Origin of the sequence: Bradyrhizobium sp. 159, assembly GCF_023073795.1 — a bacterium.
Classification (GTDB): domain Bacteria; phylum Pseudomonadota; class Alphaproteobacteria; order Rhizobiales; family Xanthobacteraceae; genus Bradyrhizobium.
Genome location: NZ_JADPKE010000091.1, coordinates 16924 through 31692, shown reverse-complemented (window position 1 = coordinate 31692; position 14769 = coordinate 16924). Strand labels below are relative to the sequence as shown.

The following is a 14769-nucleotide window of genomic DNA, read 5'->3' as shown; positions in this document are numbered from 1 at the left end:
CAGAAATGTCGAACTGACATTAGCTTGATCCGGCTTTGAAGCGTGGAGCGTATCCACGCGGAGGATCGAGTGATGTTACGCAAGATGATCATGGCGGCGGTGACCGTCGCGGCGGTAGGGCTGTCGGCGCCGCAAGTGGCCGAGGCGCGCGGTTTCGGCCATGGCGGCTGGGGCGGTGGCGGTTGGCATGGCGGCCACGGCCATTGGCACGGCGGCGGCTTCTGGCCGGGCGTCGCGATCGGGGCGGGGCTTGCCGGCGCCGGCTACTATGGCGCTTATTATGGCTATGGCTATCCGTATTACGGCAGTCCTTATTATTATGGTGCCGGCTATGACGATGGTTACGGCGGCTGCTACGTCGTTCGCAAGCGGGTCATGACGCCTTCGGGATGGCGATACCGGCGCGTGGACGTCTGCGAATAGCATCCTTGGCGAGTAGCCGGCCCACCAAAAAACAAGGCCGTTGACGCAGTATACCGTCAACGACCTTGCCAGCCCCGGACATTGAAATCGGCTCACGCCATCCGGTATCGCAAGCATCGCGCGGAATCACACGCGCGAATGTGATCCAGTTCACAAGTCGAAAAAATTCGTCGGTGTCGTGAGTTGCTCAGCCGCGCGACCGCTTGCCCGCGCTGGCCTGAACGCGGTGCCGCGCCGGTTTCCTGCGGGTAACGGAGGGTGTTTCGGCCTCGCTGGCCCGGGTGCTGGCAAAGGACTGCCGTAAGCCGTCGACGGACTCGTTCAGCGCCGCGACCTGCTCGGACAGGCGCTTGGTGTCGGCCTGCTGCGCCGCCATCAGCCGCTTCATGGTCTGGAGCTGGTCCTGCACGACCTGGAGCTGGTCGATCGATTCCTGCTGGGTCGCCTCCAGCCCTTTGGTCTTCTCGACGAGTTGCTCGGACGCCTGTGCGGTGCGGGCCTGGAGCTGCCGCGATGCTACCAGCCGGTCGGTCTCCGGTGCCGCGCCGGTATAGGCACGCCAGCCCGCGATCGAGGTCACGCCGGCGATCAGCAGGAGAAGCGCGGCCGCGGTCAGCGCGATCGGCTGGGCGCCGAGGCGAAGGAGAGGGGCGGATGGTGTGTCCTGTGCGAGATCGATCATCGCTGACAAAACCCAAATTGAAACTTGGTGAGTGGCGAAGACCGGCAACCCAGAGGATCACCGGGGCGTCCCGAAAGCCTTACGTTTCGGCAAGGAATGGGACCAAAAAGAGGCTAAGGGCAAAAAAACCAGCAATCAGCGGGAGTTGAAGCGTCCGAAGGCCCGTCGGGACCACGGATCAGGGCTGAAATTGCGAAAACGGCCCGGAATAGGTCTTCGACCGCGGCGCGGCATAGGGCCCGAGCCGGGACGTCGTCAGCCCGAGCCGCACCACTGATTCCGCCAGCGTCACGGCGGCCGCGACGCCGTCGACGACGGGCAGGCCGTGCGTGGCGGCCAGCTCGGCGGCGAGATCAGCCATGCCGGCGCAGCCGAGCACGATGGCTTCGGCGCGGTCATCACGAATCGCGGCCGAGATCTCCGCGGAGATCTGGCCGACGGCATCGGCATTGCGCTCCTCGAGCGCGAGCACGGGGACCTCGGCGGCGCGCACGCGGGCACAGCGTTCGGCGAGACCGTATTTTCGCAAATTATGTTTGATCGGCACGATGGAGACAGCGAGCGTCGTCACCACGGCGAAGCGCGCAGCGATCAGGCTTGCCATATGAAAGCCGGCTTCGCCGATGCCGATCACCGGGGCCTTCGCGGCGGCGCGCGCCGCGTCGAGGCCGGTGTCATCGAAGCAGGCAATGACGTGCGCATCCGCGCCGTCGCGATCAGCCTCGCGGATGCAGCCGAGCATGCCGGGCACGGCAAAGGCCTCGTCGTAAAATCCCTCGATCGAGACCGGGCCCATCGCCGGCTGGCGCGCATCGATCACGGTGCTGGGCAGGGCAACGGAGCGCGCGGCAGCGGCGATCTTCGTCGTCATCGCAACAGTGGTATTGGGATTGACGACGTGAAGCCGCATCGGATCAGACAAGTCCCTTGCCAGCGTCCGAGCCCTTGGCCGCCTGCCGCTTGTTGAGCATGTGGATGGTGCCGAGCGCAAGCGCGATCACCGTGAACGAGACGGCGGAGATCACGGTGCCGAGAGCATAAATGTCCGGGTTCGTCACGGTGGTGGTGAGGCCCTGCAGATCCAGCGGCAATGTATTTACAGCTCCGATCGCCTGGCTCGAGCGGGCGAGTTCGTCCCAGGATAGCGTGAAGCCGAATAGGCCAATGCCGATCACGGATGGCAATATGATCGGCAGCACGACATGGCGGAACGTCTGCCACGGCGTCGCGCCGAGATCGCGTGCGGCTTCCTCGAGCCTGGGGTCGAAGCGGTTGAAGATCGCGAACATGATCAAGAGGCCAAACGGCAGCGTCCAGGTCAGGTGGGCACCGAGGCCCGAAGTGAGCAGCCCCATCGAGGTCTCGAAGTTTTCGTTCCAGTGCGCCTTGATCAAGTCGTCGATGATGCGGAACTCTAGCGATATACCGAGCGAGGTGATGATCGAGGGCACGATCAGGCTTGCGATCGCCGAATAGAACAGGATGCTCTGCGCCCTGAACTTGCGGCGGAAGGCCATGCCGGCGGCGACTGACAGCACGACGGTGAGGATCATCACGATGATGCCGAGCAGCAGCGAGCGGTGGAAAGCCGCGCCGAGATCGACGATGCCGGTGCCCTGGAACAGCTTCGCGATCCAGAAGGTCGACACGCCATTCATCGGGAAAGTGAGGCCGCCCTGCGGCCCCTGGAACGACAGCACGTAGATCGCGATCATCGGGCCATAGAGAAACAGCACATAGGCCGCGAAGAAGATCGCGAGCACGTAGAAAGAGCGCGGGCGTCCTTCCTTCATGCTCTAGAGCTCCTTCTTGATGTCGACGATGCGCGACATCATGGTGATGATCAAGAAAGTGATCGCGAGCAGGATGACGGCGTTCGCCGCGGCGGCCGGGAATTGCAGCGCGTTCACCCGCGTCTCGATGATCTTGCCGGCGGCGGCGATCTGCTGGCCGCCCATCACGCCGATGGTGATGAAGTCGCCCATCACGATGGTAATGACGAAGATCGAGCCGATCACGATGCCGGGCTTTGCCAGCGGGATGATGACGTTGACCAGCGTCTGGAAGCCGCTCGCGCCGGCGTCATAGGCGGCCTCGATCAGCGACTTGTCGATGCGCACCATCGAATTGAAGATCGGCACCACCATGAAGAAGGTGAAGAGGTGGACCAGCGCCAGCACCACGGAGAATTCGGAGAACAGCAGCCATTCCAGTGGCTGGTTGATAAGTCCTGCTTTGACAAGGCCGGAATTGACCAGGCCGTTGCGGCCCAGCAACGGGATCCAGGCGATCATGCGGATGACGTTGGAGGTCCAGAACGGGATCGTGCACAGCAGCGACAATCCCATCTGCCAGGTCTTGGACTTGACGTGGAAGGCGAGGAAGTAGGCGACCCAGAAGCCGATGAAGAGCGTGATGGCCCAGACCATGAAGCACAGCTTCAGCGTCATCACGTAGGTGCGCCCGATCGTGCAGAGATCGGGGAGCTGCGCGATGCAGCCTTCGAACGTGTCGGTGTAGCCGCGGCCCGAGAAGGCCGGCAGCAGCTGGTATTCGTTGTAGTCCCAGAACGAGACGATGACGACGAAGACGAGCGGGATGAGGAAGAAGGCGAGAAACACCAGCATCATCGGCCCGGCCTGGAGCCAGGAGATGAAGGACGGGGACAGCCGCGTCAGTTTTGCGGCGCGCGCTGTGCCCGACCCCGGAATCAAGCCCGGGGCCGCCTGTTGCAGGACCTCTTCCGACATGTCGATTACGCCGCGATGAACTCATTCCATTTGCGGACCATGTAGTCGTTCTCGTCCATCACCGCGTTCCAGCAGGCGACGCCGCCCATGCGGTCCTCGTAGGAGCCGCCGTCACGCACGGCACCAGCTTTCTCGAGCAGCGAGCCGTCGGGCGCCTTGATGTCCTTTTCGGCCGGCTTGCCTTCCATCCAGTAGGCCCATTCGTAAGGCTCCATGTTCGCCTTCGCGGTGGAGAGCACGGCAGAGTAGTAGCCCTGGCGGTTGAGGTAGGCGCCGGCGTAGCCGGACAAGAACCAGTTCACGAACTCGTAGGCCCATTCGAGCTTGGGACCCGAGACGCCCTTGGAGACGCAGAAGCCCGAGGCCCAGGAGCGGTAGCCTTCCTTCAGCGGCTGGAAGGTGCAGGGGATCCCCATCGAGCGCACCTTCGTCACCGCCGGCGACCACATCGACTGGATGACGGTCTCGCCTGAAGCCATCAGGTTGACGCTCTCGTTGAAGTCTTTCCAGAAGGCACGGAACTGGCCGGCCTTCTTGGCTTCGGTCATCACCTTCATGGTGAGGTCGATCTCTTCCTTGGTCATGTTGCCCTTGTCGGCATATTTGTACTTGCCGGAGGCCTCCACGACCATGGCGGCGTCCATGATGCCGATCGAGGGAATGTTGAGGATCGAAGCTTTGCCCTTGAATTCGGGATTGAGCAGCTCGGACCACGAGCTGATGGGGCGCTTGATCAGGTCGGGACGGATGCCCAGCGTGTCGGCGTTGTAGACGGTCGGAATCAGCGTGACGAATTCAGTCGCCGACGTCGCGAACTTCTTGGAGTCCTTTCCTTCGAGATAGAGCACCTTCCAGGGCGCGGTGCCCTGGCCTCCAATCTTCTTGCCGCCGGGCGTCTCGCCCTTGGTGAAGACCGGCGTGATGTTGTCGAATTCCTTGATCTTCTTGGCGTCGAGGGCAAGGATGTTGCCGGACGGCACGATCTTCTTGAGCGAGAAATATTCGGTGTCCAGCACGTCGAAGGAGTTCGGTTGGGTCATCACGCGCTTGGTGACGTCGTCGGTGGTCGCGGTGATGTATTCGATCTTGATGCCGGTGTCCTTCAGGCATTGCTTGGAGATGTCGTCGCCCTCGTTTACGGCGGTGCCGAGATAGCGCAGCACCTTCGCATCGGCCGACTTCACATATGGAAAGCCGGTGATCGCGCCGGAGCCGGCGGCGAGGCCGGCAAGACCTGCAGTGCCCTTGAGCAGCGTGCGGCGGCTGACGCCCTTCGTCCTGGTGGTCTCGGTCATATCAGTCACTCCTCTGTTGCGCATTCCAGTGATCGATCGGCGCTATTGCAGGCGTTGCGCCTTGGCGGGATCCCAGGTGGCCAGCACGCGATCGCCCGGACGGAACGGGTGGACGTCGAAGGTTGCCTCGGGAACGTGGGAGAACAGGGCGGTGCCATCGTCGAGCGTGAGCGAGACAGCGATGAAGGAGCCCTGGTACTCGGTCTGGGTCAAAAGCGCCGGCGCGCCGAAGGCGCCGTCAGTGAACGGGACGATGCCGAGCTGATCGGCGCGCACCGCGATCAGCTTGCCGGAATCGTTGAGCACGTTATGGCCACCGATGAAGCGCGCCACGAATTCGGTGCGGGGACGGTGGAATATCTCGCGCGCGGTGCCCTGCTGCTCGATCCTGCCGTGGTTCATCACCACGATGTGGTCGGCGAGCGCCATCGCCTCTTCCTGGCCGTGGGTGACCTGGATGAAGCTGATGCCGAGCTCGCGCTGCAGCCGCTTCAATTCGCCCCGCATTTTCACCCGCAGGAAGGGATCGAGCGCAGAGAGCGGCTCGTCGAGCAGCAGAATCTGCGGCTCGGTGATCAGCGCGCGGGCGAGTGCCACGCGCTGCTGCTGGCCGCCGGAGAGCTGTGCGGGCAGGCGTCCGGCATAAGGGCTCATCGCCACCAGTTCGAGCAATTCGCCGGCGCGCTTGTGGCGCGTCGGCTTGTCGATGCCACGCATCTTCAGCGCAAAAGCGACGTTATCGATGACGCTGAGATGCGGAAACAGCGCATAGGACTGAAACATCATGGCCGTGCCGCGCTTGGCGGGCTCAACGTCGGTGACGTTCTGCGCGCCCAGGATGATGTCGCCCTCGCTGACGGCCTCATGGCCCGCGATCATGCGCAGGGTCGAGGTCTTGCCGCAGCCGGAGGGGCCGAGCAGGCAGCAATAGGTGCCGGCCGGGATCTTCAGGCTGACATCCTCGACCGCCAGCGTCGCGTCGTAGCGTTTGGTGACGGCAACCAGTTCGAGAGCGGCAGGAGTGGCCATGGCGTGTCCGACGGGAGGGCGATGCTTCCCGCCTCTCTCCGCAAGGTCCGTGCCAACGGCTCTCGGCGGTCAATTTCTCAAAACTGTGCAGCGGAGTCAGATCGTTAGATTGAATCTGGCCGATCCGGGCTGCCTGCCGCCTGCGCAATCACCTGCACACAAAACGGGCGAAGATTGTATAAAGTTTCGCCTGTGATTGGATACAGCTCGTCGACTAACATTCGCAGCCGAACGTTCTCGATCGAGCCTGACATCCATGGCCGCCAAGACCCGCCCGAAATTCGACGTGCCGGACGCGAGCGATCGCGTCAGTCGTATTCGGGAGGGCGTGACCGCCGCGATCCTCGAGCACCGCCTGTTACCCGGCACGAAGCTCGGCGAGGACGAGATCGGTGACATCTACGGCGCCAGCCGTACCCTGGTCCGCACCGCGCTGCAGCAGCTCGCGCATGAAGGCATCGTCAACATCGAGAAGAACCGCGGAGCCTTCGTCGCACGTCCGACGCCTGCGGATGCCCGCGAAGTGTTCGAGGCGCGCCGCCTGATTGAGCCGACGATCATTGGTCACGCCATCGACGCGGTATCGCCGGCCTGGATCGACCGTCTCCAGCGCCATCTCACCGAAGAACGCGAGGCCGAACTGCGCGGCGACGCGCGCGCCTCGGTCCGCCTCTCCGGCGAGTTTCACCGTCTGGTCGCCGAGATGAGTGGCCACAGCATCTATCTCGGCTTCCTCAAGGAGCTGATCGCGCGTTCCTCGCTCATCATCCTGCTCTACCGCCGCCATGACACGCCGGCCTGCGGCACCGATCACCACGCCGGCATCGTCGCCGCGATCCGCAAGCGCGACAGAGAGGCGGCCCGCGCACAGATGCTGTCGCATCTGACCGAGATCGAGGCCGAGCTGTTCTTGAAAGATCCCGCTGCCGATGAGCTGCGGCTGGTCGATGTGCTCGGCGCCTGAGCGAACCGCGTCAGTTGCCTATGGCAACGAAGATCATTCGTTTCGTTTGACGATTTTCAGCACGAGTAAACCCGCGCCAAGCACCAGGAAGAGAACGCCGAAGAAAGTCGTCCCGCTGGATTCGAAGGTCACGCCGACTGCGGTCAGCAAGCATCCGATGATGATTGCGAAGAGGCCGCCGAGCTTTTTGACCAGCAGGACATGTCCGTCAGTCGTTTGTGCCACCATGTTACGCCTCGTTTATATAATGTGGATTTCTTCGCGCTTCTCTTTCGCCCAATGATCCTTTCGCAGCCGCGCATGATCGTACTCCAGCGCAAGCGAATTACAATCTGACCTTGATTCTTATCTCGGTCGGTATTTGCTTTTGAATAGAGTTCGATACATGGCTCGACAGCGAGGCTTACGCATATGCCAGAAATTCCCGCTGCATCGCGCGGTCGCTGCATCTCTTGTGGAGTCGTATGGCAGGCCTGCAAAATCGCCTTGTGGTTGTAAATTGACTCGCTCGAGCTGGGGGAATCAACTGGTGGCGAGCGTCGAGTTCTAGAACGGAGCCGACATCAGTTGAATCCGTTCTACGGAGTGGTGCCATGGCGCGTCCTCTGGTTGACGAACGAGAGACGGCTTACGTCTCGACCGGCCATCTGCCCGGCGCGGACGCCGTGCAGTCGCTGGTGACCGAGGCACAGCGACGATTTCAAGCAAATCATGATGGAACCAACTCGCAGGTCTACCCCGCGCTCGCGCGCGTGCCGAGTGAGCTGTTCGGCGTCTGTGTCGTTGCGACAAGCGGGCAGATCTTCGGCGCTGGCGATGCCGACTACGAATTCTCCATCATGAGCGTGTCAAAACCGTTCCTGTTCGCGTTGGTCTGCGAGGCCATCGGGCCGGAGGAGGCCCGCGCCAAGCTCGGCGCGAACGCGACCGGTCTCCCATTCAACTCGCTCGCCGCGATTGAGCAGGGCAGCGGCCGTACCAACCCAATGGTGAATGCCGGCGCGATTGCGACGACCAGCCTGGCGCCTGGCGCTACCGCCGCGGCGCGATGGGCATTCATTCATGACGGATTGTCGCGCTTTGCCGGCCGCACGCTGCCGCTCAACGAAGAGGTCTACGCCTCGGCGTCGGAGACCAATTTTCGCAACCGCAGCATAGCGCGGCTTCTGGAGAGCTATGACCGCATCTACTGCGACGCAAAGGAAGCGACCGATCTCTATACCCGGCAGTGCTCTCTGAATGTGAGCGCGCGCGACCTCGCGGTCATGGGCGCAACGCTCGCGGACGGCGGCGTCAACCCCGTGACCAAGCAGCGCGTCGTCGATGCCTCGATCTGCCATTACGCATTGGCTGTTATGATCACAGCCGGGCTCTACGAGACCTCCGGCGACTGGCTCTACGACATCGGCCTGCCGGGCAAGAGCGGGATCGGCGGCGGCATCGTCGCGGTGTCCCCAGGCAAGGGCGGCTTCGGCACCTTCGCGCCGCCGCTCGATGCCGCCGGCAACAGCGTGCGGGGGCAACTCGCCGCAAAGTTCCTGTCGCAGCGGCTGGGAATGGATCTGTTCGTATCGAAACCAGAAGAGTGAACCGATGCTGAAAGGATCGGTCGGCTCATAGCCTGGCCGGTCGCAACGCCGATCAAGCTGGAGGACGCCATGGCCACGCAGACAATGTCGATCGGCGGCATTCACCAGGAGGAGCGCGCCTCATGGGTTCCCATGATCGCAATCGCGCTCGGCCAGATGATCATGTCATTCAACGTGGCTTCGCTGCCGGTGGCCATGGGTGGAATGGTCGAGAGCTTTGGCGTCGCGCCCACGACAGTCGCGACAGGCATCGTAGCTTACTCCATGCTGGTTGCCGGCTTCGTGATGCTCGGCGCCAAGCTTGCTCAACGATTTGGCGCGGTGCATGTGTTCCGCGGCGCGGTCGTGCTGTTCTTCGTCTCACAGCTCATGATGACGTTCAGCCCGTCCGCATCGGTCATGATTTCCGCGCAAGCGCTGTGCGGTCCCTCGGGTTCGGTGATCGTGCCTTCGCTGGTCGCGCTAATTGCCGAGAATTATGCGGGCCGCCAGCAGGCAACCGCGCTGGGTGCGCTCGGCTCGGCCCGTGCGGCTGCCGGCGTGCTGGCGTTTGTGGTCGGCGGCGTCTTTGGAACCTATATCGGCTGGCGGCCGGCGTTCGGAATTCTGATCGCGGCCTCCGCTATCGTTTTTCTCATGAGCTTCCGCCTCAAACCTGACCACGGTCGGCCTGACGTGCAGATCGACCTCGTCGGCGTGATGCTCGCCGCGACCGCGATCATCCTCATCAGCTTCGGCTTCAACAATCTGAACGGCTGGGGGCTCGCGGTGGCGACCCCGAACGCACCGTTTGATCTGTTCGGCCTTTCGCCCGCCCCAGTCATGATCTTGCTCGGCATCGTGCTGGGCCAGGCATTCCTGCTGTGGACGCACAGGCGGCAAGCCGCCGGCAAGACGCCGCTGCTGGCCTTGGCGGTAGTCGACTCGCCGGAGGAGCGTTGCGCGGTCTTTGCGCTGTTCGCGGTGGTCGCGCTGGAGGCTGCACTGAACTTCACGGTGCCGCTCTATATCCAAATCGTGCAGGGGCGTTCGCCGCTTGCGACCGCTATTGCGATGATGCCGTTCAACCTCACGGTCTTCTTCTCGGCGATGCTGATCGTCAATGTCTACGAGCGACTAACGCCGCGCCAGATCGGTCGCTACGGGTTTTCGGTTTGCACCATCGCGCTGGTCTGGCTCGCCTTTGTCGTGCGCAACGACTGGAGCGAAATTCCCGTGCTGTTCGGGCTTTTCCTGTTCGGCATTGGTCAGGGCTCGCTGGTGACGCTGCTGTTCAACGTCCTCGTGACAGAGTCTCCAAAAGCACTCGCCGGTGACGTCGGCTCCTTGCGCGGCACGACGCAAAATCTTGCCGCCGCAGTCGGGACCGCGGTCGCAGGAGCTCTTCTGGTCGGTCTACTCAGCACCATCGCACTCGGCAGGATCACGGCAAGTCCCGTGCTGACGCCGGAGCTTCAGGCCCAGGTCGATCTCGACAACATCACCTTCGTCAGCAACGACCGCCTGCGCACCGTGCTGGAAGGCACGAGCGGATCGCCGCAGCAGGTCGCGGAAGCCGTGCGGGTGAACACCGAGGCACGCCTGCGGGCGCTCAAGATTGGACTCTTGATCATGGCGGGTCTCGCCCTGATTGCGATTATCCCGGCCGGACAACTTCCTAACTACCTGCCGGGTGAGATCCCAATCGATGAAGCCCCTGCGAGAGCCTGCGTTGAAGAAGGGCAGAGGATTTCGTGAAAGTGAACCCAGGAATGAGATCAGTAAGCGAGATGGATCGACGCGCCGCGTTGCGGATGCTGTTGGGAGGCGTGATGGTCGCTGGTGCAGGAGTGACCCTAGGGTCGTACGATGCTGTGGCCCTGCCGGAGCCAAAGGATCATCCCGTTCCGAGCAGGCGCGAGCCCGCTGCCGGCACCTTTGCGCAGCAGACTGCCCGTCCGTTACAGGACCCCGGCCAACGCCCAGCGCGTCGGCCGCCACAACGTCCACGGCCTCGCCCGCCATCATGGCATCGGCGGCGTCGGCGCTGGGAGTGCTGGTGGCACCGTGGCCGCCGTCATTGCGGATGGCGTTGGAGGTAAACCGAGGAGGATGTCATGACCACTTACGACAATAGCGCACCCATGGGCGCGACGGGCCTGCCGCAACCGCCTCGCTGGGTCTGTGTGCTGCTGGGTCTGTTCATGGTGCTCGCAGGGCTGATGGTGCTCGGCGACATCGCGTTCTTCACCGTGGTCAGTGCGCTGTTCATTGGCTGGCCGCGGGCGCTTTCGAAATTTTCCACGCCTTCTGGACCAAGGGCTGGGGCGGCTTCGTCTGGCAGATCATCCTCGGCATGCTCTATATTGCCTTCGGCATTGTTCTGGTCACCCAGCCGCTGACCGGAGCGCTCCTGCTCACTTATGTGCTCGGCATTGCGCTCCTGGTCTCCGGTGTCGTACGCATGCTGATCGGCATCGGCCGCTGGCAGCAGGGCGGCGGCATCATATTCGCGTCGGGCGTGTTTGGTGTTCTGGCGGGACTCATCATCCTGACGGGCTTTCCGATGACCGGGCTGTGGGTTCTGGGACTGTTGCTCGGCATCGACTTGTTGTCTCATGGCATCGGGTGGCTGACTTTTGCGTGGCTCCCTGTGGCAAAGCCTGCGTAAGCGCTGCGGAGATTACATATGAGTTGGCGTAGGCCGGCGACGCTCCTGCGGGCTGTCATGGCGCTTTGGTTCGTTGGAGGCGTCTTCGGTCTTCCGTCACCGGTATCGGCGCAGCAGGACCCCGCTATCCTGTTCCGCAACGTCCGGATATTCGACGGCAAGTCCGTTTCGCTCTCTGCACCATCCAGCGTTCTTGTCCGGAACAAGACCATCGAGAAAATCTCAATTGGCGAAGCCACTGCTGCCGGTCTGGTAATCGACGGCGGTGGCCGCGTGTTGATGCCCGGGCTGATCGACGCACACTGGCATGCGATGCTGGTGCGCCCGACGCCGATGGCCGCGCTCGCAGGCGATGTTGGCTACAACAATCTGCTCGCCGCGGCCGAGGCAACTGCGACGCTGATGCGCGGCTTCACGACCGTGCGCGATATGGGTGGCCCCTCGTTCGGACTGAAGCAGGCCATCGACGAAGATCTCGTTGCCGGCCCTCGCATCTATCCCTCGGGCGCAATGATCACCATCACCAGCGGTCATGGCGATTTTCGTCAGCTTTCGGATCTGCCGCGCACGATCGGCGGCATGCTCAGCCGCATGGAGCGGATCGGCGGCAGCATGGTCGCCGACAGTCCCGACGAGGTCCGCATGCGGGCGCGCGAGCAACTGATGCAAGGCGCTTCGCAGGTCAAGCTTGCGGCGGGCGGTGGTGTCGCGTCGCCGTTCAGCCCGCTCGATGTCTCGACCTTCACCGAGCCCGAACTCCGCGCCGCGGTCGAGGCGGCCGACAATTGGGGCACCTATGTCGCGACCCATGCCTATACCCCGGTCGCGATCCAACGCTCGATCGCGGCCGGCGTCAGATGCATTGAGCACGGTCACCTCATGGACGAGGCGAGCGCGAGGTTGATGGCGGAAAAGGGAATATGGCTGAGCACACAGCCGTTCCTCGATCTCGCCGGCGCGGCCGCGCTTGGGCCTGCCGAACAGGACAAGATGCGGCAGGTGGTTGCCGGCACTGACCGCCTTTATGCGCTGGCAAGAAAGTACGGCATCAAAACCGCGTTCGGCACCGACGTCTTGTTCTCGAAGGCACTGGCGGACAAGCAAGGTGCGTTGCTGAGCGCGCTCACGCGCTGGTACACGCCGGCCGAAGCATTGACTATGGCGACGTCGACCAATGCGGAACTGCTGCGCCTCTCCGGTCTGCGGGATCCCTATCCCGGCAAGCTCGGCGTCGTGGAGGAGGGGGCGCTCGCCGATCTCCTGCTCGTCGACGGCAATCCGCTCGAAGACATCAGGCTCATCGAAGATCCCACGAAGAATTTTGTGGTGATCATGAAGGACGGCAGGATCTACAAAAACAGTCTTGAGCACTGACACGCGCGCGCGTATCTGCGCCGCTTGTCGCCTGCGCCGGATGGTTTTTGGCTCGACGGTCAGGACCGGCGTTTTGTCGAAGTCGCGGCCGGACCCCAGCGAGCGCATCAGCGACTGTACTCGCTTTCGGCGGCAAGCTGCCCGTCAGGCGTGATCTCGTATTCGCCGTCCTGCTTGGTCATCCATCCTGACCTGACCATCTCGCGTGCAAGCTGGATCGAGCAGATCGGATGATTGCCTCCTGGGTAATACAGCCTGTCATTCCGGACGAGCAGGTGTCCGTACAATTGGGCTTGACGTAACGCCCTGCGCATTCCGGGTGATGGATTTTTCATGCGGTTTCAAGCGCGAGCGCGATGAAGGTTCCTAATGAATGTGGTGATCTTCAATGGCATTTCCGCTCGCCGGCGGTCGGAGAGGAACCCTCGTCCCGTCGCATCGTTTGTTGCTTCGAGGAGTAGTGTCATGAATGTACGAGACGAGCACACCCGATCGCTCTGGATGGATGTTTCGGTTGCCGACGCCCCGGCGCTATCCGGTACGATGGGTACGGACGTCGTCATTGTCGGTTCTGGAATTGCCGGGCTGTCGGTCGCCTATGAGCTCGCCAGCCATGGACGCTCGGTCGTGGTGCTGGACCGCGGCGGCATCGGCAGCGGGATGACGGCGCGGACCACTGCCCACCTGGCCACCGCGCTCGACGACGGTTACGACGAGTTGGTGAGGGTGCGCGGGCTTGATTGCGCGCTCCGCTACTATCAGAGCGTTGCTGCCGCGATCGATCGCGCCGAGGCCATCCAGGGTGCCGAGCACATCGATTGTGATTTTCGACGCGTCGACGGTTACTGGGTGCTGGCGTCCGAAACGCCCGCATCGGAGCTGGACAAGGAATTGGATTGCTGTGGCAAGCTCGGAATTCCCGTCGAGAATTGCATCGAGCCAACCCCGTTCCATGCCAAGGGCCAGGTGCGTTCGCTGCGCTTTCAAAGCCAGGCGCGCATGCACCCGACCAAATATCTCGCGGGGTTAGCGCGTGCACTCGAGCGGCGGGGTGTGCGGCTCTTTAGCAACACCTGTGTTGAGAGCATCGGTCAACGCCACGGCGACATGGTCGTGACGACGGCCTCGGGTCACGAGGTCCACGCCGCCGACGTGGTGGTCGCGACGAACTCGCCCGTCAATGTGCAGGTGGCGATCCACACCAAGCAGGCGCCTTACCGCACCTATGCGCTTGCGGCGAAGATTGCGGCCGGCGCGCTGGAGGATGCGCTCTATTGGGATACGCTCGATCCCTATCATTATGTCCGGCTCCAGCCGTTCTCTGCCGACGAGGACATCGTGATCATCGGCGGCGAAGATCATAAATCGGGCGAAGCGAACGACGGCGCACAGCGCCTTGACGCGCTCGAGCGCTGGGCCCGCGATCGCTTGCCCGGTTTGCGCGAGGTCACTCATCGCTGGTCCGGCCAGGTGCTGGAGCCGGTTGATTTCGCCGGCTTCATCGGCCGCAGCCCCGGCGAGGAGCATCTGTTCATCGTCAGCGGCGATTCCGGGCAGGGGATCACGAATGGGCTCGTCGCCGGCCTTTTGGTGACGGATCTGATCACGACGGGTGCGAGCCCGTGGCAAGAGATCTACGCCCCGTCACGGAAGATCCAGAAGAACATCGGCGAGTTCATCAGTGAGAACATCACCCCGCTGAAGAATTTTGCGGAGTATCTTGCGGCGAGCGAGATTGCGAGCGTCGAACGGCTGCGGCCGGGCGAGGGGCGTCTCGTCCGCAGCGGCCTGAAGAAGATTGCCGCTTGCCGGGACCGCAACGGACGTCTGCATCTGCACTCGGCCAGCTGCACCCATCTCGGCTGCGTCGTGCACTGGAATGCGCTGGAGCAGTGCTGGGATTGTCCCTGTCACGGCTCGCAGTTCGCGCCTGACGGCACGGCGCTCAATGGTCCTGCCGTGTCACCGCTCGGCGAGGTCGATAGGCCCGCTAATCTCGAAGCCGCGGAGTGA

General features: G+C 62.9%; 16 protein-coding genes. 8 read left to right on the top strand and 8 right to left on the bottom strand.

Annotation, left to right across the window (positions count from 1 at the left end):
- The first annotated feature begins 72 nt into the window (after positions 1 to 72).
- Complete coding sequence (locus tag IVA96_RS29110; RefSeq protein ID WP_247280066.1) at positions 73 to 423, top strand: hypothetical protein; 351 nt, start codon at positions 73 to 75, stop codon at positions 421 to 423.
- A 187-nt stretch (positions 424 to 610) separates the two neighbouring features.
- Here the strand turns inward: IVA96_RS29110 and IVA96_RS29105 are convergent, their stop codons facing one another.
- The 6 genes from IVA96_RS29105 to IVA96_RS29080 form a co-directional block, all read right to left on the bottom strand.
- Positions 611 to 1105: a hypothetical protein gene (locus IVA96_RS29105; protein WP_247280065.1), complete on the bottom strand. Its 495-nt coding sequence runs from the start codon at positions 1103 to 1105 to the stop codon at positions 611 to 613.
- Between the two features lie 178 nt (positions 1106 to 1283).
- Positions 1284 to 2015 (bottom strand): aspartate/glutamate racemase family protein, encoded by a 732-nt coding sequence (locus tag IVA96_RS29100; RefSeq protein ID WP_247280109.1) that lies wholly within the window; start codon positions 2013 to 2015, stop codon positions 1284 to 1286.
- Between the two features lie 4 nt (positions 2016 to 2019).
- Entirely contained in the window at positions 2020 to 2898 is an 879-nt protein-coding gene (locus IVA96_RS29095; protein WP_247280064.1) for an ABC transporter permease, read from the bottom strand.
- A gap of 3 nt (positions 2899 to 2901) precedes the next feature.
- A complete protein-coding gene (locus tag IVA96_RS29090; protein ID WP_247280108.1) occupies positions 2902 to 3861 on the bottom strand; it encodes an ABC transporter permease in 960 nt (319 codons plus the stop codon).
- Complete coding sequence (locus tag IVA96_RS29085; RefSeq protein WP_247280063.1) at positions 3861 to 5150, bottom strand: extracellular solute-binding protein; 1290 nt, start codon at positions 5148 to 5150, stop codon at positions 3861 to 3863. Before IVA96_RS29085 ends, IVA96_RS29090 begins: the two co-directional genes overlap by 1 nt.
- A 42-nt stretch (positions 5151 to 5192) precedes the next feature.
- The gene (locus tag IVA96_RS29080; protein WP_247280062.1) at positions 5193 to 6179 is read right to left on the bottom strand and encodes an ABC transporter ATP-binding protein; all 987 of its coding nucleotides are present in this window, start codon (positions 6177 to 6179) and stop codon (positions 5193 to 5195) included.
- 256 nt (positions 6180 to 6435) lie between these two features.
- On the opposite strand from IVA96_RS29080, the gene IVA96_RS29075 reads away from it, so the two are divergent.
- The gene (locus IVA96_RS29075) at positions 6436 to 7143 is read left to right on the top strand and encodes a GntR family transcriptional regulator (protein ID WP_247280061.1); all 708 of its coding nucleotides are present in this window, start codon (positions 6436 to 6438) and stop codon (positions 7141 to 7143) included.
- A gap of 33 nt (positions 7144 to 7176) precedes the next feature.
- Here the strand turns inward: IVA96_RS29075 and IVA96_RS29070 are convergent, their stop codons facing one another.
- Entirely contained in the window at positions 7177 to 7371 is a 195-nt protein-coding gene (locus IVA96_RS29070; RefSeq protein ID WP_247296348.1) for a hypothetical protein, read from the bottom strand.
- A gap of 365 nt (positions 7372 to 7736) precedes the next feature.
- Between IVA96_RS29070 and glsA the strand changes: the two genes are divergently transcribed.
- The 5 genes from glsA (at position 7737) to IVA96_RS29050 (ending at position 12756) form a co-directional block, all read left to right on the top strand.
- Positions 7737 to 8732: a glutaminase A gene (glsA, locus tag IVA96_RS29065; RefSeq protein WP_247420731.1), complete on the top strand. Its 996-nt coding sequence runs from the start codon at positions 7737 to 7739 to the stop codon at positions 8730 to 8732.
- 69 nt (positions 8733 to 8801) lie between these two features.
- Entirely contained in the window at positions 8802 to 10469 is a 1668-nt protein-coding gene (locus IVA96_RS29060) for an MFS transporter (RefSeq protein ID WP_247420728.1), read from the top strand.
- A 359-nt stretch (positions 10470 to 10828) separates the two neighbouring features.
- The gene (locus IVA96_RS35925; RefSeq protein ID WP_346347916.1) at positions 10829 to 11113 is read left to right on the top strand and encodes a hypothetical protein; all 285 of its coding nucleotides are present in this window, start codon (positions 10829 to 10831) and stop codon (positions 11111 to 11113) included.
- Complete coding sequence (locus tag IVA96_RS29055; protein WP_346347917.1) at positions 11008 to 11382, top strand: DUF308 domain-containing protein; 375 nt, start codon at positions 11008 to 11010, stop codon at positions 11380 to 11382. Before IVA96_RS35925 ends, IVA96_RS29055 begins: the two co-directional genes overlap by 106 nt.
- Positions 11383 to 11439: 57 nt before the next feature.
- On the top strand, positions 11440 to 12756 hold the full coding sequence (locus tag IVA96_RS29050) for an amidohydrolase family protein (RefSeq protein WP_247280107.1): 1317 nt from the start codon (positions 11440 to 11442) through the stop codon (positions 12754 to 12756).
- Between the two features lie 107 nt (positions 12757 to 12863).
- Here IVA96_RS29050 and IVA96_RS29045 read toward each other — a convergent pair whose 3' ends face one another.
- On the bottom strand, positions 12864 to 13091 hold the full coding sequence (locus IVA96_RS29045) for a hypothetical protein (protein ID WP_247280057.1): 228 nt from the start codon (positions 13089 to 13091) through the stop codon (positions 12864 to 12866).
- 130 nt (positions 13092 to 13221) lie between these two features.
- Here IVA96_RS29045 and IVA96_RS29040 point away from each other — a divergent pair, with 130 nt between their 5' ends.
- The gene (locus IVA96_RS29040) at positions 13222 to 14769 is read left to right on the top strand and encodes an FAD-dependent oxidoreductase (protein WP_247280056.1); all 1548 of its coding nucleotides are present in this window, start codon (positions 13222 to 13224) and stop codon (positions 14767 to 14769) included.